The 21310-nt window shown below is 60.5% G+C and carries 21 protein-coding genes; 12 read left to right on the forward strand and 9 right to left on the reverse strand.

Features of this window, described 5'->3' with window-relative positions; genetic code table 11:
- Position 1: 1 nt before the first annotated feature.
- The 4 genes from rfbC to HU743_RS01420 are packed head-to-tail and all read left to right on the forward strand — an operon-like array spanning position 2 to position 4232.
- Positions 2–547 (forward strand): dTDP-4-dehydrorhamnose 3,5-epimerase, encoded by a 546-nt coding sequence (gene rfbC, locus HU743_RS01405; protein ID WP_186632061.1) that lies wholly within the window; start codon positions 2–4, stop codon positions 545–547.
- Positions 548–589: 42 nt separating this feature from the next.
- Positions 590–2398, forward strand: coding sequence for an ATP-binding protein (locus HU743_RS01410; protein WP_186646347.1), 1809 nt, complete (start codon positions 590–592; stop codon positions 2396–2398).
- Positions 2395–3780 (forward strand): sigma-54 dependent transcriptional regulator, encoded by a 1386-nt coding sequence (locus tag HU743_RS01415; protein WP_186619414.1) that lies wholly within the window; start codon positions 2395–2397, stop codon positions 3778–3780. Before HU743_RS01410 ends, HU743_RS01415 begins: the two co-directional genes overlap by 4 nt.
- Positions 3777–4232: a YiiD C-terminal domain-containing protein gene (locus tag HU743_RS01420; protein ID WP_186646349.1), complete on the forward strand. Its 456-nt coding sequence runs from the start codon at positions 3777–3779 to the stop codon at positions 4230–4232. The genes HU743_RS01415 and HU743_RS01420 overlap by 4 nt, the downstream gene beginning before the upstream one ends.
- Positions 4233–4273: 41 nt before the next feature.
- On the opposite strand, the gene cysQ is transcribed toward HU743_RS01420, so the two are convergent.
- Both cysQ and nudE read right to left on the reverse strand, forming a co-directional pair.
- Positions 4274–5101, reverse strand: coding sequence for a 3'(2'),5'-bisphosphate nucleotidase CysQ (cysQ, locus tag HU743_RS01425; RefSeq protein ID WP_186646438.1), 828 nt, complete (start codon positions 5099–5101; stop codon positions 4274–4276).
- A 7-nt stretch (positions 5102–5108) separates the two neighbouring features.
- Complete coding sequence (gene nudE, locus HU743_RS01430; RefSeq protein WP_186548521.1) at positions 5109–5678, reverse strand: ADP compounds hydrolase NudE; 570 nt, start codon at positions 5676–5678, stop codon at positions 5109–5111.
- Positions 5679–5766: 88 nt separating this feature from the next.
- Between nudE and yrfG the strand changes: the two genes are divergently transcribed.
- Positions 5767–6429, forward strand: a complete 663-nt coding sequence (gene yrfG, locus HU743_RS01435; protein WP_186619411.1) for a GMP/IMP nucleotidase — start codon at positions 5767–5769, stop codon at positions 6427–6429.
- A gap of 150 nt (positions 6430–6579) precedes the next feature.
- On the opposite strand, the gene lysM is transcribed toward yrfG, so the two are convergent.
- A complete protein-coding gene (gene lysM / locus HU743_RS01440) occupies positions 6580–7020 on the reverse strand; it encodes a peptidoglycan-binding protein LysM (RefSeq protein WP_101156843.1) in 441 nt (146 codons plus the stop codon).
- A gap of 137 nt (positions 7021–7157) precedes the next feature.
- On the opposite strand from lysM, the gene HU743_RS01445 reads away from it, so the two are divergent.
- From HU743_RS01445 to HU743_RS01460, 4 genes are all read left to right on the forward strand, one after another.
- Positions 7158–8045 carry a LysR family transcriptional regulator gene (locus HU743_RS01445; protein WP_186548527.1) on the forward strand — a complete coding sequence of 296 codons (888 nt, stop codon included), beginning with the start codon at positions 7158–7160 and terminating at the stop codon, positions 8043–8045.
- Between the two features lie 92 nt (positions 8046–8137).
- Positions 8138–8974, forward strand: coding sequence for a formate dehydrogenase accessory sulfurtransferase FdhD (fdhD, locus tag HU743_RS01450; RefSeq protein ID WP_186646351.1), 837 nt, complete (start codon positions 8138–8140; stop codon positions 8972–8974).
- The gene (locus tag HU743_RS01455) at positions 8971–11319 is read left to right on the forward strand and encodes an FdhF/YdeP family oxidoreductase (protein ID WP_186646359.1); all 2349 of its coding nucleotides are present in this window, start codon (positions 8971–8973) and stop codon (positions 11317–11319) included. Before fdhD ends, HU743_RS01455 begins: the two co-directional genes overlap by 4 nt.
- Positions 11320–11612: 293 nt before the next feature.
- The gene (locus tag HU743_RS01460) at positions 11613–12098 is read left to right on the forward strand and encodes a glycine zipper domain-containing protein (protein WP_186548533.1); all 486 of its coding nucleotides are present in this window, start codon (positions 11613–11615) and stop codon (positions 12096–12098) included.
- Between the two features lie 51 nt (positions 12099–12149).
- Here the strand turns inward: HU743_RS01460 and HU743_RS01465 are convergent, their stop codons facing one another.
- The 3 genes from HU743_RS01465 to HU743_RS01475 all read right to left on the reverse strand — a co-directional run bounded on the left by HU743_RS01465 (position 12150) and on the right by HU743_RS01475 (position 15996).
- A complete protein-coding gene (locus HU743_RS01465) occupies positions 12150–12581 on the reverse strand; it encodes a thioesterase family protein (protein ID WP_186646360.1) in 432 nt (143 codons plus the stop codon).
- Positions 12582–12711: 130 nt separating this feature from the next.
- Positions 12712–13938 (reverse strand): 3-hydroxyacyl-CoA dehydrogenase, encoded by a 1227-nt coding sequence (locus tag HU743_RS01470; protein WP_186646361.1) that lies wholly within the window; start codon positions 13936–13938, stop codon positions 12712–12714.
- A gap of 123 nt (positions 13939–14061) precedes the next feature.
- Positions 14062–15996: an ATP-dependent DNA helicase RecQ gene (locus HU743_RS01475; protein WP_186646362.1), complete on the reverse strand. Its 1935-nt coding sequence runs from the start codon at positions 15994–15996 to the stop codon at positions 14062–14064.
- A 422-nt stretch (positions 15997–16418) separates the two neighbouring features.
- Between HU743_RS01475 and HU743_RS01480 the strand changes: the two genes are divergently transcribed.
- Both HU743_RS01480 and nadS read left to right on the forward strand, forming a co-directional pair.
- On the forward strand, positions 16419–16733 hold the full coding sequence (locus HU743_RS01480) for a type II toxin-antitoxin system RelE/ParE family toxin (protein ID WP_186646367.1): 315 nt from the start codon (positions 16419–16421) through the stop codon (positions 16731–16733).
- Between the two features lie 2 nt (positions 16734–16735).
- Positions 16736–17023, forward strand: a complete 288-nt coding sequence (gene nadS, locus HU743_RS01485; RefSeq protein WP_186646369.1) for a NadS family protein — start codon at positions 16736–16738, stop codon at positions 17021–17023.
- Positions 17024–17151: 128 nt separating this feature from the next.
- Here nadS and HU743_RS01490 read toward each other — a convergent pair whose 3' ends face one another.
- Both HU743_RS01490 and hslO read right to left on the reverse strand, forming a co-directional pair.
- Positions 17152–18693 carry a phosphoenolpyruvate carboxykinase gene (locus tag HU743_RS01490; RefSeq protein WP_186548546.1) on the reverse strand — a complete coding sequence of 514 codons (1542 nt, stop codon included), beginning with the start codon at positions 18691–18693 and terminating at the stop codon, positions 17152–17154.
- A gap of 181 nt (positions 18694–18874) precedes the next feature.
- Entirely contained in the window at positions 18875–19777 is a 903-nt protein-coding gene (gene hslO / locus HU743_RS01495) for an Hsp33 family molecular chaperone HslO (RefSeq protein ID WP_186548548.1), read from the reverse strand.
- 105 nt (positions 19778–19882) lie between these two features.
- Here hslO and HU743_RS01500 point away from each other — a divergent pair, with 105 nt between their 5' ends.
- Positions 19883–20686 (forward strand): phosphatase PAP2 family protein, encoded by an 804-nt coding sequence (locus tag HU743_RS01500; protein ID WP_186646376.1) that lies wholly within the window; start codon positions 19883–19885, stop codon positions 20684–20686.
- Positions 20687–20840: 154 nt separating this feature from the next.
- Here HU743_RS01500 and HU743_RS01505 read toward each other — a convergent pair whose 3' ends face one another.
- The gene (locus tag HU743_RS01505; RefSeq protein ID WP_186646378.1) at positions 20841–21248 is read right to left on the reverse strand and encodes a S4 domain-containing protein; all 408 of its coding nucleotides are present in this window, start codon (positions 21246–21248) and stop codon (positions 20841–20843) included.
- Positions 21249–21310: the final 62 nt, after the last annotated feature.

The following is a 21310-nucleotide window of genomic DNA, read 5'->3' on the forward strand; positions in this document are numbered from 1 at the left end:
CATGAATGTAATCACCACCGACTTGCCCGGTGTTCTGATCATCGAACCCAAGGTTTTCGGCGACGAGCGCGGCTTTTTCTACGAGAGCTTCAACGCCAGGGCGTTCCAGGAAGCGACCGGTCTGGACACCCAATTCGTTCAGGACAACCACTCTCGTTCGCAAAAAGGCGTGTTGCGTGGCCTGCATTACCAACTGCAAAACACCCAGGGCAAACTGGTCCGCGTGACCGTCGGTGAAGTGCTTGACGTGGCCGTGGACATCCGCCGCAGCTCGCCGCATTTCGGCAAGTCGGTGGCGGTGCGTCTTTCGGCCGAGAATCACCGTCAGTTGTGGGTACCGGAAGGCTTCGCCCATGGTTTCGTGGTCCTGAGCGAGTTCGCAGAATTCCTCTACAAGACCACCAACTACTACGACCCGTCTTCCGAGCGCAGCATTCGCTGGGATGACCCAGCGCTGGGCATCGACTGGCAACTGGACGAAGCGCCGAAGCTGTCGGCCAAGGATGCGGCTGCCGCGCTGCTCAAGGACGCTGACGTCTTCGCTTGAGGCCGGGCATAATGCGCCTGTCACCTCAGGCGCAACCGGCTTATGAAACCCACTCTCCCCCGCAGACCCCGCTGGCGCAGCCTCGCGCTGCTGGCCCTGTGCCTGGCGCCACTGCTGTGGCCACTGGAACATCTCGCCGAGCGCTATTACCGCAGCGAACTGGCCAGCCAGAACCGCCAGACTCTCGACCTCTACGTCGCCAACCTGCTGGGCACCCTGCACCGCTACGAAGTGTTGCCGCAGATACTCGGTGACCTGCCGGCCCTGCGCGCGGTACTCGGAGCGCCTGATGACGGCGTTACCCAAGGCAACGCCAATCGTCTGTTGAACAACATCGCGGCGCAGACCGGCGCCGAAGTCATGTACCTGATGGACACTTCAGGCAAGACCCTGGCAGCGTCAAACTGGGACAAACGCGACAGCTTCGTCGGCCGCAACTTCTCCTTCCGACCGTATTTCAGCGAAGCCATGGCCGGGCGCCTGGGGCGCTTTTTCGGGCTCGGCACCACCTCGGCCAAACGCGGCTACTTCTTCGCCGCGGCTGTGCGCAAGGGCGAAACGATCATCGGCGTACTGGTCATCAAGGTCGACCTCGACCACACCGAAAGCCTGTGGGGCAAAACCCCGGAACAACTACTGGTCACCGACCACAACGGTGTGGTCATCCTGACCTCGCGCCCGGAATGGCGCTTTCGCGCAACCCGCATGCTGAGCGATGCCGAGCGTGCGGCGATCACCGCAATCCAGCCCTACCCGACCCGCGAACCACGGCCGCTCAACCTGAGTCCCGACGCCTGGCTGACGCAGACCCACGACATCGCCGAAACCGGCTGGAGCGTCAGCATTCTCGCCCCCCGCACGCTGATCGACCGGCCGGTGCGCACCGTTGTCGCGGTCGGCGGCGCCACCCTGCTGGTGGTGATGCTGCTGGTTGGGTTGATGATGCAGCGTCGCCGCCATTATCTGGAGCGCATCGCCTTTGAAGCCAAGGCCCGCCGCGAACTGGAAGGCCGGGTCGCGGAACGCACCAGCGATCTCGAAGGCCTCAACCGCCGGTTGAAACAGGAAGTGCTGGAGCGCGAACAGGCGCAGCAGGAACTGGTGCGCGCTCAGGACGATCTGGTTCAGGCCGGCAAACTGTCGGCGCTGGGCACCATGTCCGCGAGCATCAGCCACGAACTCAATCAGCCGCTGGCGGCGATTCGCAGCTACGCGGAAAACGCCGAAGTGTTGCTTGATCATCAGCGCACCGAAGACGCCCGCGGCAACCTTAAACTGATCAGCGAACTGACCGGGCGCATGGCCTCGATCATTGCCCACCTGCGCGCTTTCGCCCGCCGTGATCGCCACGCCCCGGAAAGCGTCGCCCTGCAACCGGCGCTGGACGATGCGCTGGCGTTGCTGGCCAAACGTCGGCGCAGCATGGAAGTCGAACTGATCCGCGATCTGCCGGCCGCCACGCTCTGGGTCGAAGCCGGCGAGACGCGTCTGCGCCAGGTACTCGGCAATCTGCTGGCCAACGCCCTCGACGCACTGACCGAAAAAGGCCCGCCGCGCAAACTCTGGCTGAGTGCCGAAGCCACCGCCGACGGCGTCAATCTGTACATTCGCGATAACGGCCCGGGGTTCTGCATGGAAGCCCTGGGGCGCGCCAGCGAGCCCTTTTACACCACCAAGACGCGCACCCAGGGCCTGGGTCTGGGCCTGGCCATCTGTGAAACCCTGATGCGCGCCTTTGGCGGTGAACTGTCGTTCGCCAACCACAAACAAGGCGGCGCCCTGATCACCCTGCGCCTGCGCGCCGGCGCACCCGGGGTCAGTCTGCAACCGTCCGAGGACCGAAGTGCATGACCATCGATAATCGCATTCAGGTGGTGCTGATCGACGACGATCCGCATCTGCGCCAGGCCCTCGGCCAGACACTGGATCTGGCCGGTCTGAAAATCCTGCCGCTGTCCGAAGCCAAGGGCCTGGCCGGGCAACTGGAGCGTGACTGGCCGGGCGTTGTGGTCAGCGACATTCGCATGCCGGGCATGGACGGCCTCGAACTGCTCAGTGAATTGCACGCACAGGATCCTGAGTTGCCGGTGCTGCTGATCACCGGTCACGGCGATGTGCCATTGGCGGTGCAGGCGATGCGCGCCGGCGCTTACGACTTTCTGGAAAAACCGTTTGCCAGCGATGCCCTGCTCGACAGCGTGCGCCGCGCCCTGTCGCTGCGCCGCTTGGTGCTGGACAACCGCAGCCTGCGCCTGGCCCTCAGCGATCGCAACGAACTGAGTGCGCGGCTGGTCGGCCACTCGACGCCGATGCTGCGCCTGCGCGAGCAGATCGGCGCGCTGGCAGCGACCAAGGCTGACGTGCTTATCCTCGGCGAAACCGGCGCCGGCAAAGAGGTCGTCGCCCGCGCACTGCACGACTTATCGAGCCGCCGCAACGGCCCGTTCGTGGCGATCAACGCCGGCGCACTGGCCGAGTCGGTGGTGGAAAGCGAACTGTTCGGTCACGAGCCCGGCGCATTCACCGGCGCGCAGAAGCGCCGGATCGGCAAATTCGAATTCGCCAATGGCGGCACGCTGTTTCTCGATGAAATCGAAAGCATGAGCATGGACGTGCAGGTCAAGCTGCTGCGCATGTTGCAGGAGCGCGTAGTTGAACGTCTGGGCGGCAACCAGTTGATCCCGCTGGACATCCGGGTCATCGCCGCCACCAAGGAAGACCTGCGTCAGGCCGCCGATCAAGGCCGTTTCCGCGCTGACTTGTATTACCGCCTCAACGTCGCGCCGCTGCGCATTCCGCCGCTGCGCGAGCGTGGCGAAGACGCGCTGATGCTGTTCCAGCATTACGCCGATGAAGCCAGCGCCCGCCACGGCTTGCCGCCCCACGAACTGCAACCGGCACAACGCGCGTTGCTGCTGCGCCATACCTGGCCGGGCAACGTCCGCGAATTGCAGAACGCCGCGGAGCGCTTTGCCCTCGGCCTGGAGCTGGCACTGGACAACGGCGCTGCCGAAGGCCCTGGCGGCACACCCGCCACGGTCATCCACGGCGGCCTCAGCGAGCAGGTGGAAAATTTCGAGAAGTCGTTGATTGCCGCCGAACTCGCACGCTCGCACAGCTCAGTGCGCAGCCTCGCTGAAGCGCTGGGTATTCCACGCAAAACCTTACACGACAAGCTGCGCAAGCACGGCCTGAATTTTGGCGACAGCAGCCACGGGGAAGACAACGAATGAGCAGCGAAAGGGAATATCTGCAAACGGTGCTGCATCACGACATTCCGCTGACCGCCGAGATGGGTCTTGAGGTGCTTGAATGGCGTGAGCAGCAATTAAGCCTGCACCTGCCGCTTGCGCCCAACGTCAATCACAAGAGCACCATGTTTGGCGGCAGCCTGTACTGCGGCGCGGTGCTGGCGGGTTGGGGCTGGCTGCATCTGCGCTTGAAAGAAGAAGGGATTGAAGACGGACACATCGTGATTCAAGAAGGGCAGATCCGTTATCCGCTACCGGTGACGGGGGACGCCGTGGCGATTTGTCCGGCGCCGGATGCTGTGGTGTGGAAAAGGTTTCTGGCGATGTATCGGCGTTATGGCCGGGCGCGGTTGGCGCTCGATACGCGGATTGTGAATGCGGGAACTGCAGACGATGCGGTGAAGTTTACCGGGCAGTACGTTTTGCACCGTTGAAGCAAAGGATCGTCCGGCCGCGTTCGGACGATCTTTTGATCTCAGGAGCGAGCCAGCTCCAACAACCGCGCACGCCATGCAGCCTTCGCCGGCAATGCCAGAAAAAACTCGTTCAACAGCGATTCCCGTGCCGGATAACAAAACGCTTCACCGTTCAGATCCAGCACCTCGCCACCCGCCCCTTCCAGCACGCCCTGCGCCGCCGCCGTGTCCCACTGCGAGGTCGGCGCCAGTCGCGGATAGCAATCGGCTGCACCTTCGGCGAGCAGACAAAACTTCAACGAGCTGCCGATATTCGCCAGTTGCAGCTCACCGAGACTTGCGCTCAACCCCGCCAGCAGACGCTCTTGCTCGGGACTGGAATGCCGGCGGCTGGCGACCACTGTGAACGCTTCTCCCGGCCCCGGGACATCGCGCACCTGGATCGCGACCGGCGTGGCGCCCTTGTCGCCACGCCAGGCACCGAGTCCGGCACCGCCAACGTAAAAACGACCGCTGGTCGGCATCGTCACCACGCCAAACACCACCCGGCCATTTTCGATCAGCGCGATGTTGACGGTGAATTCTTCGCTGCCGCTGATGAATTCCTTGGTGCCGTCCAGCGGATCGACCAGCCACCAGCGCTGCCATCCGGCGCGGACGCTTTGCGGGATATTGGCGTCTTCTTCGGATAACACCGCAATACTCGGATCCAGCGCTGTCAGGCCGGCGACGATGATGTGATGCGCAGCCATGTCGGCAGCCGTCACCGGCGAATCATCGGACTTGGCCGTCACTTCAACACCGGCGCGCCAGAACGGCAAAATCGCCTCGCCGGCCTGCAGGGCCAGTTGCACCACGGGTGCCATCAGGGGATGGGGGAAATTCATCGACGTCTCACTCATAATTGAACACCCCGCGCTGGCTCAGCAGATCGCGGGTCAAATAAAGCGCCGCCAGCGCGCGCCCTTCGGAAAACTGCGGGTTGAGCGCCAGCGCCGACAATTCGCGCAGATTGACCTTGTCGACCCGCATCGGCTCCGGCTCGTCGCCCTCCAGCCGCTCTTCGTAGAGATCGGTCGCCAGCACCACCTGGATCTTCTGGCTCATGTAACCGGGCGACAGCGACAGCTCGGTCAGATGCTCCAATTGCCGCGCGCCAAAACCGGCCTCTTCCTTGAGTTCGCGCTCAGCCGCCGCCAGCACGTCTTCGCCCGGCTCGATCAGGCCCTTGGGCAGCGACAGCTCGTATTCGTCCGTGCCGCCACAATATTCCTCGATCAACACCGCATGTTCGGCGTCGAGCATCGCCACAATCATCACCGCGCCATAACCTGCACTTTTGCCGACCAGGCGCTCGTAAGTGCGCTCCACGCCATTGGAAAAACGCAACTTCAGCTCTTCGACACAAAACAGGCGGCTGGTGGCGACAATCTCGCGGGCAAGTACGGTGGGTTTCTGGCGCATGCAAAGCTCCTTGGCGTGAACGCGCTACTATAACGCGGCTTTCCCGATTGTTTGCGTCGGATATCTTTCTACTGTTCGAGACGTTGCCATGCCTTCATTACCGTGGTCCGACATCGATACTGTTCTGCTGGACATGGACGGTACGTTGCTGGATCTGCACTTCGACAACCACTTCTGGCTGGAACATCTGCCCCAGCGCTATGCCGAACTGCACGGCGTCAGCCGGGCCATGGCCGAGATGGAGTTGCAGCCGCTGTTCGAGCGCCACGCCGGCCAGTTGCAGTGGTATTGCCTGGATTTCTGGAGTGCGGAACTGAAGCTGTCGGTGCGCGAGCTGAAACAGGAGACCGCGCACTTGATTGCCCTGCGCCCGGATGCCGACACCTTTCTCGACGCGATCAAGCGTGCCGGCAAAAGGGTGATCATGATCACCAATGCGCACCGCGATTCGCTGTCGCTCAAGCTGGAAAGAATCGAACTGGCGCCGTACTTCGAACGGCTGATCAGCTCGCATGATTATGGTTATCCGAAAGAAAATCCGCAGTTCTGGGATGCCCTGCAGGCGGACATCGGTTTTGATCCGGCGCGCAGCCTGTTTATCGACGACACCTTGCCAATCCTGCGCAGCGCGAGGGATTTTGGCGTGGCGCATTTGCTCGCGGTGAAAGAGCCGGACAGCCGCAAGGGGCCGAAGGACACGGCGGAATTTGCTGCGGTGGAGGATTATCGCGATCTGATTGCCGGTTTATAAACGCCGAACTGTGGCGAGGGAGCTTGCTCCCGCTGGAGGCCGAAGGACTCCCGAAACCCGAAAAACGCGATGTCAGACAATCCGCGTTTGCCGGTCTGGGGCTACTGCGCAGCCCAGCGGGAGCAAGCTCCCTCGCCACAGGGTTGCGAACTACTTCGGAATACGCAGCTTTTGCCCCGGGTAGATCTTGTTCACATCCTTGAGCATCGGTTTGTTGGCTTCGAAAATCTTCTCGTACTGGTTGGCGTTACCGTAGACGCGCAGTGAAATTGCGCTGAGTGTGTCACCTGCTTTGACCTCGACAAATTCGGCTGCCACCACCACCGGTCCGGTCACGGTGATCTGATCGTCCACACTGCCTACGCCAGCAATATTGCCGACCGCGAGCAGAATCTTTTCCTTCTCCTCCTGGCTCGCGACCTCACCTGTCACCGTTACCTTGTCGCCATCCACGGTCGCCTGCACGTTGGGATTGCCGAGCCCGACCTTGCTGATATGTTCCTTCAATTGCTCGCTAGCGTTGGCATTGCCTGGGGTCAGCAGATCGATCAGCTTCTCACCGGCTTCTTTCACAAAGCTCAAAAGACTCATAGCGCACACTCCTTGATTTGGGTTCCAGACGTCCAAGCCTAGACCACCCCAGACAATCCCGGTTCCAGTCCGACCAATGACGCTGCCGCGCCGCAGGCGGTAGAATCGTCGCACCCCGCCAACCGCCCGGAGCGAAGATGGACATCAAGCAGCTGAAATTCCTCATCGCCCTCGACGAAACCCGCCATTTCGGCCAGGCCGCCGCGCGTTGTCACATCACCCAGCCGACCCTGTCGATGCGCCTGCGCAGCCTCGAAGAGGAGCTGGACCTGCCGTTGGTCAACCGTGGCCAGCGCTTCGAAGGTTTTACCGCACCGGGCGAGCGCGTATTGGCCTGGGCGCGCACGGTGCTGGCGGCGTACGACGGCTTGCAGGCCGAAGCGGCGGCGTGTCGCGGCAATCTTATCGGTACGCTGCGTCTGGGCGTGGTGCCGCTGTCGAGTTTCGATCCGTTGCCGCTGATGCAGCGTTTGCACGCCGCGCACCCGGAGCTGCGCTTCGAGCTGTCGTCACTGAGCTCCGAGCAGGTGCTTGAACATCTGGCGAACAACCGCATCGATATCGGTGTGTCGTATCTGGAGCGTCTGGACAATGAGCGGTTCGAGTCGCTGGCGTTCAATGAGACGCGCATGGGTTTGCTCTACGATGAGCGCTCCTTCACGTTTGGCGAGGCGCCGCTGAGCTGGGAGGCGCTGATTGAATTGCCGCTGTGTATGCTCACCAGCGGCATGCACTTTCGCCAGTCCATCGACCACAACTTCCACAGCCGTGGTCTGACGCCGCAACCGCTGCTGCAAACCGACGCCGTCCATCAATTGCTGCAAGCGGTACACGGCGGTTTTTGCTGCGCGATCATGCCGCTGGATGGCGGTGCGGAAACCCTGGCCGATCACCTGCGTCTGCACCCGATCGAAAACGCCCGCACCCTCGCCCCGCTGGGCCTGATCATGCGCCGCGGCGCGCCGCGTTCGGCGCTGGCGGAAGCCTGTTTCGCGCTATACCAGAAATTGCCCGAAGACGCTTGATCGACGGCATCTATCGGTAGATCGGTAATAGCGATTAGACGCGACATCTTGCCGCGCCTAGTCTTAACGTTGATCAAACCGTCGGTGATGCCATGAACGCCAAGCGCCCAGCCTGCGCGGCGCCTGCACTCGAAACGCCCGCGACCGCCAGCCAGACGTACAGTTACAGCGATTTGCCTCGCGAGGAATCGGCCAGCACTGCGCTCGCCGAGGAAGTCGCGTTGGCGATTGCCTACAACGGCATCAGCCAGGCCGTAATGCTGGTGACGCCGACCGACCTTGAAGATTTCATCGTCGGCTTCAGTCTTGGCAGCGGCATCATTGAACACGCCAGCGATATCTACGACCTGCAACTGACCGCTGCCGGCTCGGCGCAATACGCCCAAGTGACCATCGCCAACCGCGCGTTCTGGAATCTCAAGCAACAGCGTCGCCAGTTGGCCGGCACCAGCGGTTGCGGTCTGTGCGGTGTAGAAGCCGTCGAGCAGGCCCTCCCTGATCTCAAGGTGTTGCCTGGCGCGGCGTTGCCGCCGATCGAATGGCTGGATGGCCTGCGCCAACGCATCGGCGCCTTCCAGCCGCTCGGCCAGCATTGCGGCGCGGTACACGCGGCGGTGTTCATGAACGCCAGCGGAGAACTGCTGCTGGGCCGCGAAGACATCGGTCGGCATAACGCCCTCGACAAGCTGATCGGCGGGCTGATCCGCCAGACGATTTGCACAACAGGCGGGCTGGCGATCGTCACCAGCCGTTGCAGCCTCGAACTGATTCAGAAAGTGTTGCGTGCCGGCATCCAGACGTTGGTCAGCCTGTCCGCACCCACTGGCCTTGCCGTGCAATGGGCCCGGCGCCACAACCTCAATCTCATCCACCTGCCGCAGAAAAGTGCGCCGCGGGTGTACAGCCCCGCGATGGAGAATCAAGCGTGAGCCAACATCATCAAGCCGACCAGAAACCTGTCCCGCGTTACAAGCCGTACAAAGGCGCCGCCGGCGGCTGGGGCGCCCTGATCAGTGTGACCCAGGCCTGGTTGACCAGCGACAATGCCCTGAAGAACTTGCGCATGATGCTCAAGACCAACCAGAACGGCGGTTTCGACTGCCCGGGTTGCGCCTGGGGCGATTCGCCGGAAAGCGGCATGGTCAAGTTCTGTGAGAACGGCGCCAAAGCGGTTAACTGGGAAGCGACCAAGCGCCGTGTGGATGCTAAATTCTTTGCCAAGCACAGTGTCACGTCGCTGCTGGAGCAGAGCGATTACTGGCTTGAATACCAGGGCCGTCTGACCGAGCCGATGGTTTACGACGCTGAGACCGATCGCTATAAACCGATCAGTTGGGACGATGCCTTTGCCATGATCGGCAGGCATTTGCAGAGCCTGTCGAGTCCGGACCAAGCCGAGTTTTACACCTCGGGGCGCGCCAGCAACGAAGCGGCTTATCTCTACCAGTTATTTGTGCGCGCCTTCGGCACCAACAACTTCCCGGATTGCTCGAACATGTGCCACGAGGCCAGCGGCGTGGCGTTGGCGCAGAGCGTCGGGGTCGGCAAAGGCACGGTGACCTTCGATGATTTCGAACACGCCGATGCGATTTTCGTCTGGGGCCAGAACCCCGGTACCAACCATCCGCGGATGCTTGAACCTCTGCGTGAAGCGGTCAAGCGTGGCGCTCAGGTGGTGTGCGTCAATCCGCTGAAAGAGCGCGGCCTGGAGCGCTTCCAGCATCCGCAGCACCCGATCGAAATGCTCACCAACGGTGACAAGCCGACCAACACTGCGTATTTCCGCCCGGCCCTCGGCGGCGACATGGCGGTACTGCGCGGCATGGCCAAGTTCCTCCTGCAATGGGAACGCGAGGCGCAGAAGGCCGGCGAGCCGGCGGTGTTCGATCACGATTTCCTCAATGCCCACAGTACCAACGTGCTGGAGTACCTCGGGGTGGTCGATGACACACCGTGGGAGCAGATCGTTGAGCAGTCCGGTCTGACGCTGGTCGAAATCGAGCAAGCCGCGCGCATGTACGCCAAAGGCAAGAACGTGATCATGTGCTGGGCGATGGGTATCACCCAGCATCGCCACTCGGTGCCGACCATTCAAGAAATCGCCAACCTGATGTTGCTGCGCGGCAACATCGGCAAGCCGGGTGCCGGTCTGTGCCCGGTGCGCGGCCACAGCAACGTGCAGGGCGACCGCACCATGGGCATCAACGAGCGTCCGCCGGTGGCATTCCTCGATTCGCTGGAGCGGCGCTTTCAATTCAAGGTGCCGCGCCACAACGGTCACAACGTGGTCGAGGCGATCCATGCGATGGCCGAGGGTCGCGCCAAAGTCTTCATCGGTCTGGGCGGCAACTTTGCCCAGGCCACCCCGGACAGTCCGCGCACCTTTGCAGCACTGAGCAATTGCGACCTGACCGTGCAAATCAGCACCAAACTCAACCGCAGTCACCTGGCTCACGGTAAAGATGCGCTGATCCTGCCGTGCCTCGGTCGTACTGACATCGATATCCAGAGCGAAGGCCCGCAAGCGGTCACCGTCGAAGATTCGTTCAGCATGGTGCACGCCTCCAATGGCCAGTTGCAGCCGCTGTCGAACCAGATGCGCTCGGAGCCGTCGATCATCGCCGGCATCGCCGCCGCGACACTGGGCAGCAAGCCGGTGGACTGGAACTGGCTGGTGGCCGACTACGGGCGCATTCGCGAACTGATCGCCGACACCATCCCGAACTTCAAAGACTTCAACGAAAAGATCAAAAACCCGGGCGGCTTCTATCTGGGCAACACGGCCGGCGCACGCAAGTGGAACACGCCCTCGGGCCGCGCCAACTTCCGCGCCAATCAGTTGCCGAAAGACTTGGTCCACGAGCGCACCCGCGCCACCGGGCAATTGCCGGATCTGATCCTGCAATCGATGCGTTCACACGACCAATACAACACCACGATTTATGGTCTCGACGACCGTTATCGCGGAGTGAAGGGCCAGCGTGACGTGTTGTTTGTCAACGAGGCCGACATCATTCGCTTGGGCTTCCGGCCAGGGCAGAAGGCCGACATCGTGTCGCTGTGGGACGATGGACGTGAGCGCCGGGTGAAAGGTTTTACATTGTTGGCGTTCGATATTCCCGCAGGACAGGCGGCGGCGTACTATCCGGAAGTCAATCCGCTGGTGCCGCTGGAAAGCACGGGCGATGGCAGCCACACGCCGACTTCGAAGTTCATCGCGATCCGGCTGGAAGCGGCGAGTGAGACCGGGTTGATCATGGCTAAATCCGCTTAGCCCAATATCAAAAGATCGCAGCCTTCGGCAGCTCCTACACCGATTCCTGTAGGAGCTGCCGAAGGCTGCGATCTTTTCGCTTCTGCTTTTCGACCGCCCACAAAAAAGGCCGTTTTTGCATAAAAACGGCCTGTCCGAAGTAGCTAAAGACCGGCGAAAACCGGTTAAGTTCCGGTGAAAAAACAGTAACTTGCAATATTGTATACAAGTCGTGTTATTCGTCGGATTTTGATTGTCACGCCCCTTGCAGAGCCTCAGGATCGGCGCCGTCATCCCTTTGAGGCTCATCCTCTATGAAGTTCTCCTCGATTCTCTTGTTGTCCCTTGGCCTGGTCAGTGGCTTAGCTTCTGCCGGAGGCACCACCGAAGCAGGTGTGGGCGGCGCATTGGGCGGGGTTCTTGGCTCGGTCGTCGGTCAGTCGTTAGGCGGCAACACAGGTTCCACTATCGGTGCAGCCCTGGGCGGCGCGGGTGGTAGCGCAGTCGGCGCAGACAAACGCAGCCGTGGCGAAGCCGCCATCGGCGGTGCACTGGGTGCAGCGGGCGGTAACGTGGTTGGCCGCAGCCTGGGCGGCACCACCGGCAGCCTGATCGGCTCCGCCGCAGGCGGCGGCGCGGGTGGCGCGCTGGGTAACTACATGGGCAACAAGAGCGACGACGATGATCGTCACTACGATCGCCGCTATGACGATCGTCGCTACTACCGCGACCGTGGCCATCCAGGTCGCGGCCACGCTTACGGCCATCGCAAGCACCACAAGCACTATCGCCACGATTAAGGCGAAGGCTTGAATAGAAATCGCAGCCCCAGGGCTGCGATTTTTTTTCGGCTAGATAACCAGTCGTTCCAACGCCCCGCGCAACCCGGCAGGAATCGGCACAGGCTGATTACTCGCACGATCCACAAACACATGCACGAACCGCCCCGCCGCGCACGCTTCGCTTTCGCCCACCTTGAAAACCGCCAGTTCGTACTGCACCGAGCTGTTGCCCAGCTTGCCTACCCGCAAACCGACCTCGATAAGATCCGGGAAAGCGATCGAAGCGAAGTAATCGCAGGCCGAGCTGACCACGAATCCCACCACCTCACCGTCATGAATATCCAGACCGCCGACCTGGATCAGGTAGATGTTTACCGCCGTGTCGAAGAAACTGTAATAGGTGACGTTGTTCACATGGCCGTAAGCGTCGTTGTCGTGCCAGCGTGTGGTGATGGGCTGGAAGTGTGGGTAGTCGGTGCGTTGAGGCGTGGGGTTGGACATTGATCGGCAATTCCCAAGAGTATTTCTGCGAGTCTAATTCATAACCCGGATATGGCTTTCGCGAGCAGGCGCGCTCCCACAATGGAATAGGCCAACCTGCTCGCGAAGACGTCAGCATGGACGAGCAGTGTCAACGCTCAGCAAACCCTTTCCCCTGCGCTGCCAAATCGCCGATCAACCGCGCCGGCTGCCACTGATCGCCCTGCCGCGTCTCCAGCGCCAGCAAGCGCTGATGGATAGCGGCCAGCCCTTGCCGGTCCGCCCAGGCCATCGGCCCGCCCTTGTCGGCGGGAAACCCATAGCCGTTCAGATACACCAGATCGATGTCATGGGCCGACCCGGCAATGCCTTCCTGGAGAATCTTCGCGCCTTCGTTGACCAGGGCCAGCAGGCAGCGCTCCAGAATCTCGTCAGGCCCGATCTCGCGCCGCTGGAAACCCAGTTCCTCGCTGACGCGTAATACCAGCGCATCCACCTCAGGATCATGCTCGGCCTGCCGGCTGCCCGGCTCATAGTGGTAGTAGCCATTGCCGGATTTCTGACCAAAACGGCCCATTTCGCACAAGCGGTTATCGACCTGTACTTCCGGCGCCTGCTGCCCTTTGCCGGCCAGCTCGCGAGCGCGCCATTCCAGATCGATGCCCACCACGTCGTACATCCGAAACGGGCCCATGGCAAAACCGAAACCCTGCAGCGCCGCGTCAACCTGATGTGGATAAGCGCCTTCAAGCAGCATCTTGCGTGCCTCCAGAACATACGGATGCAGCATGCGGTTGCCGATAAAACCGTGGCAGTTGCCCGACACGACACTGACTTTGCCCATGCGTTTGCCTAACGCCAAGGCAGCTTCCAGCGCTGCCGGTGAAGTTTGCGCACCGCGCACGATCTCCAGCAGTTTCATGATGTGCGCCGGGCTGAAGAAATGCAGACCCAACACCTGTGTCGGGCGCCGCGTAGCCGCCGCGATAGCATCGATGTCCAGCGCCGAGGTGTTGCTTGCCAGCAGCGCTGCTGGCTTGAGCAGGCCATCCAGTTCACGAAAGATCTTTTGCTTGAGCTCAAGGTTTTCATACACCGCTTCGACCACCAGGTCGACGTTGCGGATTGCTGAGTAATCCGCCGCTGCACTGACCCGAGCCATACGCGCATCGGCCTCGGCCTGATCGATCCGCCCCTGCCGCACGTTGTGGGCGTAAGTCTCGGCCACGCTGTCGAGCGCTTGCTCGAGCATCTGTGGATTGTTGTCGACCCACTGCACAGCCACGCCGGCATTGGCCAGGCACATGACAATGCCCCGGCCCATGGTGCCCGCGCCGATCACGGCAGCCTGCTGAATATCGAAGGATGTCTGGCTCATGTTGTTCTCTTGTTGGCGATCCGAAGACAGATCCCAACCATAGTCAGCCCGTCGCGGTTTTTGAAGTTTATTAGCGTGATGAGCGACATTCAGCGGATGGATGCAGCGCTCACAAACCCCTCGTTAATCGAGCAAATGGTCGTCAGCCCAATGACGCACTTGCGCGTAGGGATATTCCTCCAGCGCTGCATACCCCGGGATCGCCCGCGCCTTGAGCTTGGTGAACAACGGTACGCTGATACCGCACAGGAACCGCGTCAGGCGTTCCGCCGTTGGAACGCTGCCCGTGTGCTGTTCATGCTTGTGGATAAAGTCCCCACACAACGCCGCAAAGTTTTTATCCACAAGCGCTGGCAACGCTGGCGGCTCCGGCAATCGTGCGACCTGGCCATGACACACCGAACAATGGCCACAACGCTCAGGGGCATGGTGATCACCGAAATACTCGGCCAGGCGATAACCCAGGCAGCGTTCAGTGGCGAACACCTCAAGCATGGCGTGAATCCGCGCCACTTCGGTCTGTTCGTGCCGCGAGAAATACTCGTGCAGCTCAGCGCTCAGGGCATCGCTGTCAAAGTCGCTGTGCAGCAGGCTGTAAACCTCGGTCATTTGCTTGCTTTCAAGCTCGACCCAGCCCTTTTCCTGAAAGTAATCGAGCGCCGTCACCACGCGATTGCGCTCGGCGGAATATTGCGAATACATGGCCTCGAAGTTCACCGTGGCCCAGGTTCGCGCGCGCGGTGACGTCTGGATGATCGCCGCGACGAAATCCCTGCGCTCGCCTTCGAAGCGCTGGAGCAGTGCTTCAGGTTCCAGCAAATATTTGAAGCGGTACTCGGCGTAGTAGGCGTAACGTGGGGCGATCAGACCGCGCAACTCCAGTTGCACAAGCAAGGTCTTCAGCGGTAACACGCGGATGTTGCTTTGATCCGCCAGTGGCCCGAGCAGAAACTCCCATTGTCCTTCCGGCACCGAGGCTTTCAGTTCGTCGAGAACATAACGAATGCCGTCGCGCTCGGGCGTATCGCCGTAAACGAAGTTTTCCAGCACATTGAGGCTGTCGCGGTTGGCCAGCACCAGGCAATCCGAAGGCTGCCCGTCACGCCCGGCGCGGCCGATCTCCTGACTGTAGTTTTCGATGGACTTGGGCAAATCGAAATGCACGACGTTGCGGATGTCGCTCTTATCGATGCCCATACCGAAGGCAATGGTGGCGACGATGCAGTTCGACCGTCCGGCCATGAAGCGTTGCTGAATGCCTTCTCGTCGATCGTGGGGCAGACCGGCGTGATAAGCCTCGGCCTGGATGCCGTTACGTTCCAGGTGCTCGGCGATGTGTTCGGCGGTTTTCTGCAACGTGACGTAGACAATGCTCGGTTGCCCCGGGCGCTCGGCCATCCACTCGACCAGCCGCCGGCGCTTGTCCTGGCCACGTACCGGCTCCACCAGCAGATTCAGATTGGGCCGATAGAAACCGGTGGTCACCACGTCCTCAGGGGCGATGGCGAATTTGCTCTGCATGTCGGCGATGACTTTCGGCGTGGCCGTGGCGGTGAGCAGCAAGGCCTGCGCAATGTTGAACTGGCGCTGGTAGTCCGGCAGTTTGAGGTAGTCGGGACGGAAGTTATGACCCCACTCCGAGATGCAGTGCGCCTCGTCCACCACCAATAGCGAAATCGGCACCTGCTGCAAAAAGTTACGGAAGCGCTCGTTTTTCAGGCGCTCCACGGAAATCATCAGAATCTTCAACTCGCCAGAACGCGCACGGGCCATGACCTCGTTGGCATCCTCACGGCTCTGTGCCGAATCAATACTGCCCGCCGAAATGCCGTGGCGCTTGAGGAAGGCCAGTTGATCCTGCATCAAGGCCAGCAGCGGCGAGACCACCAGCGTCAGATGTGGCAGTAAAAGCGCGGGCAGCTGGTAGCAAAGAGACTTACCGGAACCGGTGGGGAAAATCGCCGCCGCCGAACGCCCGGCCAGTACTGCAGTGATGGCCGTTTCCTGGCCGGGCCGAAACTGTGGATAACCAAAAACCTGTTCCAAGGTGTTGTGCATTCGCTGTCACTCCTTTGACCGCTGTCATGCCAACAGCCTAGCGGGCGATCACAGCGAGTCGAGAAAAGGTTGCGGGGCAAATCGATACGGGATGATACAGCCCAGACACCCGGTCATGGCCTGAAACACACGCCAGGTTTTGTTTATCGCGGTGTTTTCCAGTCTCGCGTTAACGTTTCCGCTCAAGCACCCGTACCGCGACATAAAGGCCGATGCGCGTGCAATCACACCAAGGAATGGTCATGTCGAACACACTGAAGTTGCCCCTCACTCTCCTCATTGCGTCCCTGCTGCTGGGCGGGTGCATGCCGGTTCCTGATGGCCTGCCGGAACTTGCCACAGTCGTAGCGACGGATGCGCCGTCCAGGGCCTGAAATTGAACTCGGCATTGCCTGAAAGTAAGTCACTGACGTACATTGACGATGATTTTTATTGAGACCTCAGTCTTCACCCGCCGAGTCCTAGAGCTTCTGGACGACGATACTTATGCCGCCTTCCAGAAACAGTTGGTTGTAAACCCGTCTATCGGCGACGTAATCGAAGGGTCCGGAGGGATACGCAAAGCACGAGTCGCCTCCAAAGGCCACGGCAAGCGAGGTGGCGCACGGGTGATCTACTACCATTTCATCTCTGCGTCACAAATCGCTCTCTTGATGATTTATCCAAAAAATGAGCAACACGACCTTACACATGACGAACGAAAAGTGTTGAAGGCAATGATCGGAAACTGGAGATAACCATGAGCAGGTTTTTTGATGAGCTGATGGAAAGCGTGCAGGAAATGGATGAAATCCTGCGGGGCGAGAGGAAACCTTCCCGCGAATTCCATGTGGATGCATTAAAAATCAAAGAGATCCGTAAAGCCACGGGCATGACCCAAGCGAAATTCGCTGCTTTGATCGATGTCCAGTTGGGAACATTGCGTAATTGGGAGCAAGGTCGCCGGCAGCCAACGGGGCCGGCTAAAGCGCTGCTCAAGGCTATTCATAACGACCCTGTACACGTACTGAGTGCACTGGCTGACTGAACACTACAGACAAACGTCGACAGCAACGCTCAGCCACTGACGCCTGCGGGGTTCGGTCAGACGTTAAAATCGAGAATTAAAAAAAACCGCCCCATAAGGGCGGTTTTTTATTTGCTGCAAATCAATGCTTACAACGTCGGCCCAGCAGCCTTGATCGCGTCGCTCACTTCAAACTTCTTGAAGTTCTCGATGAACAGACCGGCCAGTGCTTTCGCCGCCTCGTCGTACGCCGCTTTGTCAGCCCAGGTGTTGCGTGGGTTGAGCAGGTTGGTGTCAACGCCCGGCACGGCCAGTGGCACGTCGAGGTTGATGGTGTCGAGGTGCTCGGTGGCGGCACCGATCAGCGCGCCGCTCTGGATCGCTGCGATCACTGCGCGAGTGGTCGGGATGTTAAAGCGCTGGCCGACACCGTAGCCGCCGCCGGTCCAGCCGGTGTTGACCAGGTAAACCTTGGAGCCGAAGCCGCGGATGCGCTTGATCAGCAGCTCGGCGTATTCACCGGCCGGACGCGGGAAGAACGGTGCGCCGAAGCAGGTGGAGAACGTCGACTTGATGCCGCTGCCCGAACCCATTTCAGTCGAGCCCACCAGTGCGGTGTAGCCGGACAGGAAGTGGTAGGCCGCTTGCTCTTCGTTGAGGATCGACACAGGTGGCAGTACGCCGGTCAGGTCGCAGGTCAGGAAGATCACTGCGTTTGGCTCGCCGCCCAGGTTCTTCTCGGAACGCTTGGCAACGTGCTCCAGCGGGTACGCGGCGCGGCTGTTCTGGGTCAGGCTGACATCGGTGTAGTCGGCGTGCTTGGCATCGTCGATGACAACATTTTCCAGCACGGCGCCGTGCTTGATGGCTTTCCAGATGACTGGCTCGTTCTTCTCGGACAGGTCGATGCACTTGGCATAGCAGCCGCCTTCGATGTTGAAGACAACGCCTTCGCCCCAGCCGTGTTCGTCGTCACCGATCAGGTAACGGCTTTCGTCGGCTGACAGGGTGGTTTTACCGGTACCCGACAGACCGAAGAACAGGGTCACGTCGCCCTCTTCGCCGATGTTGGCAGCGCAGTGCATTGGCAGCACGTCAGCGGCCGGCAGCAGGAAGTTCTGCACCGAGAACATGGCTTTCTTCATTTCACCGGCGTAACGCATGCCGGCGATCAGCACTTTCTTCTGCGCGAAGTTGATGATCACGCAACCGTCGGAATTGGTGCCGTCACGCTCAGGCACGCACTCGAAGTTGGCGACGTTGAGCACTTGCCACTCTTCACGGCCAGCCGGGTTGTACTGGGCCGGGTTGATGAACAGGCAACGACCGAACAGGTTCTGCCAGGCAGTCTGAGTGGTCATTTTCACGGCCAGGTAGTGATCTTCGGCCGCGCCTACATGCACGTGGGAAACGAAGTGCTCTTGCGCGTTGTTGAAGGCTTCAACGCGGTTCCACAAGGCATCGAACTTGTCGGCCGGGAACTTGCGGTTGATCGGGCCCCAGGCGATAGCGGCCTGAGTGGAAGGCTCTTCAACGATGAAACGATCGACTGGCGAACGACCGGTACGGTGACCAGTGCGAACAACCAGAGCGCCGGTATCGGCAAGCTCGCCCTCACCGCGTTGCAGGGCTTCTTTTACCAGATCATCAACACTCAGATCGGTGTACACGGCGTTATTGGCTTGCGTCATGAGGTTCCCCGTCGGCCAGTGGCCGAGTGTGCTCCAAACGTTTTGTAGTAGAAAGTCGTGCACTACTACCGCGAAAAAAGTGGGCCGGATTATGCCAGAAAAGCCCAAAAAGAGTAGGGTCCTCCCGTCGTAACGGCGATATTCCGTCGTTACGCAGTGAATTTACCTGCGCTGAACCGTTTTAGTGCCGGGTATCTGACGGCGTGTCGACACCGGCGCCGGCGAACAATTGGGCGATATCGGCGGCATCGAACTCGTACCGCTCATTGCAAAACTGGCAATCGATCTCGATTTTGCCACCCTGTTCAGCGACCAGTGCCTGCGCGTCTTCCAGCCCAAGACTGACCAGCGCATTGCCGGAGCGTTCCCGGGAACAGCTGCAATTGAAGCGCAGATGCTGCACATCAAACAGGCGAACCTGCTCTTCATGGTAGAGACGGTGCAGCACCGTTTCGTTGTCCAGACTCAATAGTTCATCGGCCGCCAGCGTGCTGGCCAGCGCGGTGATGTGCTGCCAGCTCGCGGCGCGATCTTCTTCGTCTTTCAGGCGATCGGCCGGCAGTTGCTGCAACAGCATGCCCCGGGCGCGACGGCCATCGGCGTACAGCTTGAAACGGGTGCCAACCTGCTGCGACATGACGAAGTAGTTGGTGAAGCAGTCGGACAGGGTTTCGCCGTCAAGGTCGACGATGCCTTGATAGCGCTGCCCCACAGTCGGATCGACGGTCAGCGCCAGAACGCCGTCAGGCATCAGATCGCTGAGGGTGGCGTCCGCAGCTATCTGCTCGGCGTTGTAGCGCGCCAGGCCGCGGATCTCGCGCTCGCTGGAACATTCGATCATCAGCATCGGAATTGGCCCTTCCGAGCGCGCCTGCAAAATCAGCAAGCCATCGAACTTGAGCGTGCCGACCAGCAACGATGCGGCAGCCATCAGTTCGCCGAGCAACTGGGCGACCGGCTCCGGGTAGGGGTGTTTGGCGAGGACTTCGGCGTAGCTGCGCTCCAGCGCTACCAGTTCGCCGCGAGTGTCGCTGTCATCGAAGATGAAGCGTTGAGTGAAATCGGTATCCGCTAGGTCGGTCATAGGTCTGGGTATCTGAAGTGATGACAAAATGGTTACAAAACGTGAAAATTTGCGCTTGCTGGCACTTTTTTTGGCGCTGGCGCTTTTCGCCATGGGAGGCATTTTATGAACAATCCGGGTTTGTTCCAATCCAGGTGGAACCTCGGCCGGCTGGTTCTGTGCAACGTAGTGCCACTGGCGCTGCTGGCTTTCTGGTTATGGCCTACGGGCCAGCTGCTGTGTGTGGTTTTCGACGAATGGCTGTTCCGCTCGCTCAATACGCCACTGGCCAGCCACCCGATATGGCTCCACATCTGGGCAATTGCAAGTCTGCGTCCGTTCGACATCGTTGTCGGGTTGATTCTGCTGTCACTGCTGATCAAGGGCGACTGGGTATTCCGGTCGATTGATGTACGTCGCGCATTCTTCGGTTTTTTCTCGATCCTGCTGTTAATGGTGGTGATTCGCGCGCTGTTTTCCAGATTCGCCGATCACATGGGCTGGCAGCACAGCAGCCCCTCAATGGTGATTGAGGGTGCCGTGCACCTCAGCGACTACTTTCCGCATCTGGAAAAAACCTGGGAATTGAAAGACCGCTCGGGCCAGAGTTTCCCCGGCGATCACGCTTCGGTGCTGTTGATCTGGGCGCTGTTCATGGGGGTGTTCAGCCGCACTGTTGCGCAATTTCTGACGGTCTGGGGCTTGGCGCTGCTGTTCATGCTGCCGCGTCTGGTGGCCGGCGCGCATTGGGGTCAGGACGATTACATCGGCGGTGTGCTGCTGGCGGTATGGGCGTTGGGTTGGGGTTATTACACGCCGTTTGCCTATCATGCTTCGAACTTATGCTTGAAGCTGACCGCGCCGATTTTCGCCCTGCTGGGCAAGTTGCCGATGGTGTCGCGGATGAGCGTGGTGTCCCGCGCAAACTGACAAACCTGTGGCGAGGGAGCTTGCTCCCGCTCGGCTGCGCAGCAGTCGCTAACCGGACGATGCGCTTGTGGTTTGCAAACACTGCCCGACCGCACAGGGCGTCCTTCGGCCGCCGGCGGGAGCAAGCTCCCTCGCCACAACTTGCGTTCAGCGCTTAATCGTCGTGGCTGTTGCCACGAAACTTGAACAAGTCCCGCCGCTGCTTCTTGCTCGGCTTGCCATCGGTGCTCACGCCCAAAGATCCGGCCTTGCGCATCGCCGCAGCCGCTTCACGTTTGGCAACGCTCGCCTCCGTCTCGCAATACAACGTCTGCGCCTCAGGCGCGCCGCGTCGCATGATCGACAAGGCTTCGACCCTCACCGTGCGCACTTCGAAACCGGTACGAATCTCGAACTCATCACCGATGCGCGGTTCTTTGCCCGGTTTGCAGCGCTCGCCGCGACAATGCACCTTGCCACTTTCTATCGCCGCTTTGGCCAAGGCACGGGTTTTATAAAAACGCGCCGCCCATAACCATTTGTCGAGACGGACCTTGTCGTCCTCGTCCTGTTTTTGCGCCATATGAATTCCTCAGTCAGCCAGTAGTCGGAACTGTACTACCGTTTCTGGCGGGCGCAACAATC

Source organism: Pseudomonas sp. SWRI99, assembly GCF_014270125.1.
Lineage (GTDB): Bacteria > Pseudomonadota > Gammaproteobacteria > Pseudomonadales > Pseudomonadaceae > Aquipseudomonas > Aquipseudomonas hamedanensis.

Excerpts from the sequence above, each read along its gene's own strand:
- HU743_RS01410 (WP_186646347.1), top strand. The coding sequence starts at position 590 with ATGAAACCCACTCTCCCCCGCAGACCCCGCTGGCGCAGCCTCGCGCTG.
- HU743_RS01420 (WP_186646349.1), top strand. The coding sequence starts at position 3,777 with ATGAGCAGCGAAAGGGAATATCTGCAAACGGTGCTGCATCACGACATT.
- hslO (WP_186548548.1), bottom strand. The coding sequence starts at position 19,777 with ATGACCGACCTAGCGGATACCGATTTCACTCAACGCTTCATCTTCGAT.
- lysM (WP_101156843.1), bottom strand. The coding sequence starts at position 7,020 with ATGAGTCTTTTGAGCTTTGTGAAAGAAGCCGGTGAGAAGCTGATCGAT.
- HU743_RS01500 (WP_186646376.1), top strand. The coding sequence starts at position 19,883 with ATGAACAATCCGGGTTTGTTCCAATCCAGGTGGAACCTCGGCCGGCTG.
- rfbC (WP_186632061.1), top strand. The coding sequence starts at position 2 with ATGAATGTAATCACCACCGACTTGCCCGGTGTTCTGATCATCGAACCC.
- HU743_RS01490 (WP_186548546.1), bottom strand. The coding sequence starts at position 18,693 with ATGACGCAAGCCAATAACGCCGTGTACACCGATCTGAGTGTTGATGAT.
- nadS (WP_186646369.1), top strand. The coding sequence starts at position 16,736 with ATGAGCAGGTTTTTTGATGAGCTGATGGAAAGCGTGCAGGAAATGGAT.
- HU743_RS01445 (WP_186548527.1), top strand. The coding sequence starts at position 7,158 with ATGGACATCAAGCAGCTGAAATTCCTCATCGCCCTCGACGAAACCCGC.
- HU743_RS01480 (WP_186646367.1), top strand. The coding sequence starts at position 16,419 with ATGATTTTTATTGAGACCTCAGTCTTCACCCGCCGAGTCCTAGAGCTT.
- HU743_RS01505 (WP_186646378.1), bottom strand. The coding sequence starts at position 21,248 with ATGGCGCAAAAACAGGACGAGGACGACAAGGTCCGTCTCGACAAATGG.
- HU743_RS01465 (WP_186646360.1), bottom strand. The coding sequence starts at position 12,581 with ATGTCCAACCCCACGCCTCAACGCACCGACTACCCACACTTCCAGCCC.
- HU743_RS01470 (WP_186646361.1), bottom strand. The coding sequence starts at position 13,938 with ATGAGCCAGACATCCTTCGATATTCAGCAGGCTGCCGTGATCGGCGCG.
- fdhD (WP_186646351.1), top strand. The coding sequence starts at position 8,138 with ATGAACGCCAAGCGCCCAGCCTGCGCGGCGCCTGCACTCGAAACGCCC.
- HU743_RS01475 (WP_186646362.1), bottom strand. The coding sequence starts at position 15,996 with ATGCACAACACCTTGGAACAGGTTTTTGGTTATCCACAGTTTCGGCCC.
- cysQ (WP_186646438.1), bottom strand. The coding sequence starts at position 5,101 with ATGAATTTCCCCCATCCCCTGATGGCACCCGTGGTGCAACTGGCCCTG.
- HU743_RS01415 (WP_186619414.1), top strand. The coding sequence starts at position 2,395 with ATGACCATCGATAATCGCATTCAGGTGGTGCTGATCGACGACGATCCG.
- nudE (WP_186548521.1), bottom strand. The coding sequence starts at position 5,678 with ATGCGCCAGAAACCCACCGTACTTGCCCGCGAGATTGTCGCCACCAGC.
- HU743_RS01460 (WP_186548533.1), top strand. The coding sequence starts at position 11,613 with ATGAAGTTCTCCTCGATTCTCTTGTTGTCCCTTGGCCTGGTCAGTGGC.
- yrfG (WP_186619411.1), top strand. The coding sequence starts at position 5,767 with ATGCCTTCATTACCGTGGTCCGACATCGATACTGTTCTGCTGGACATG.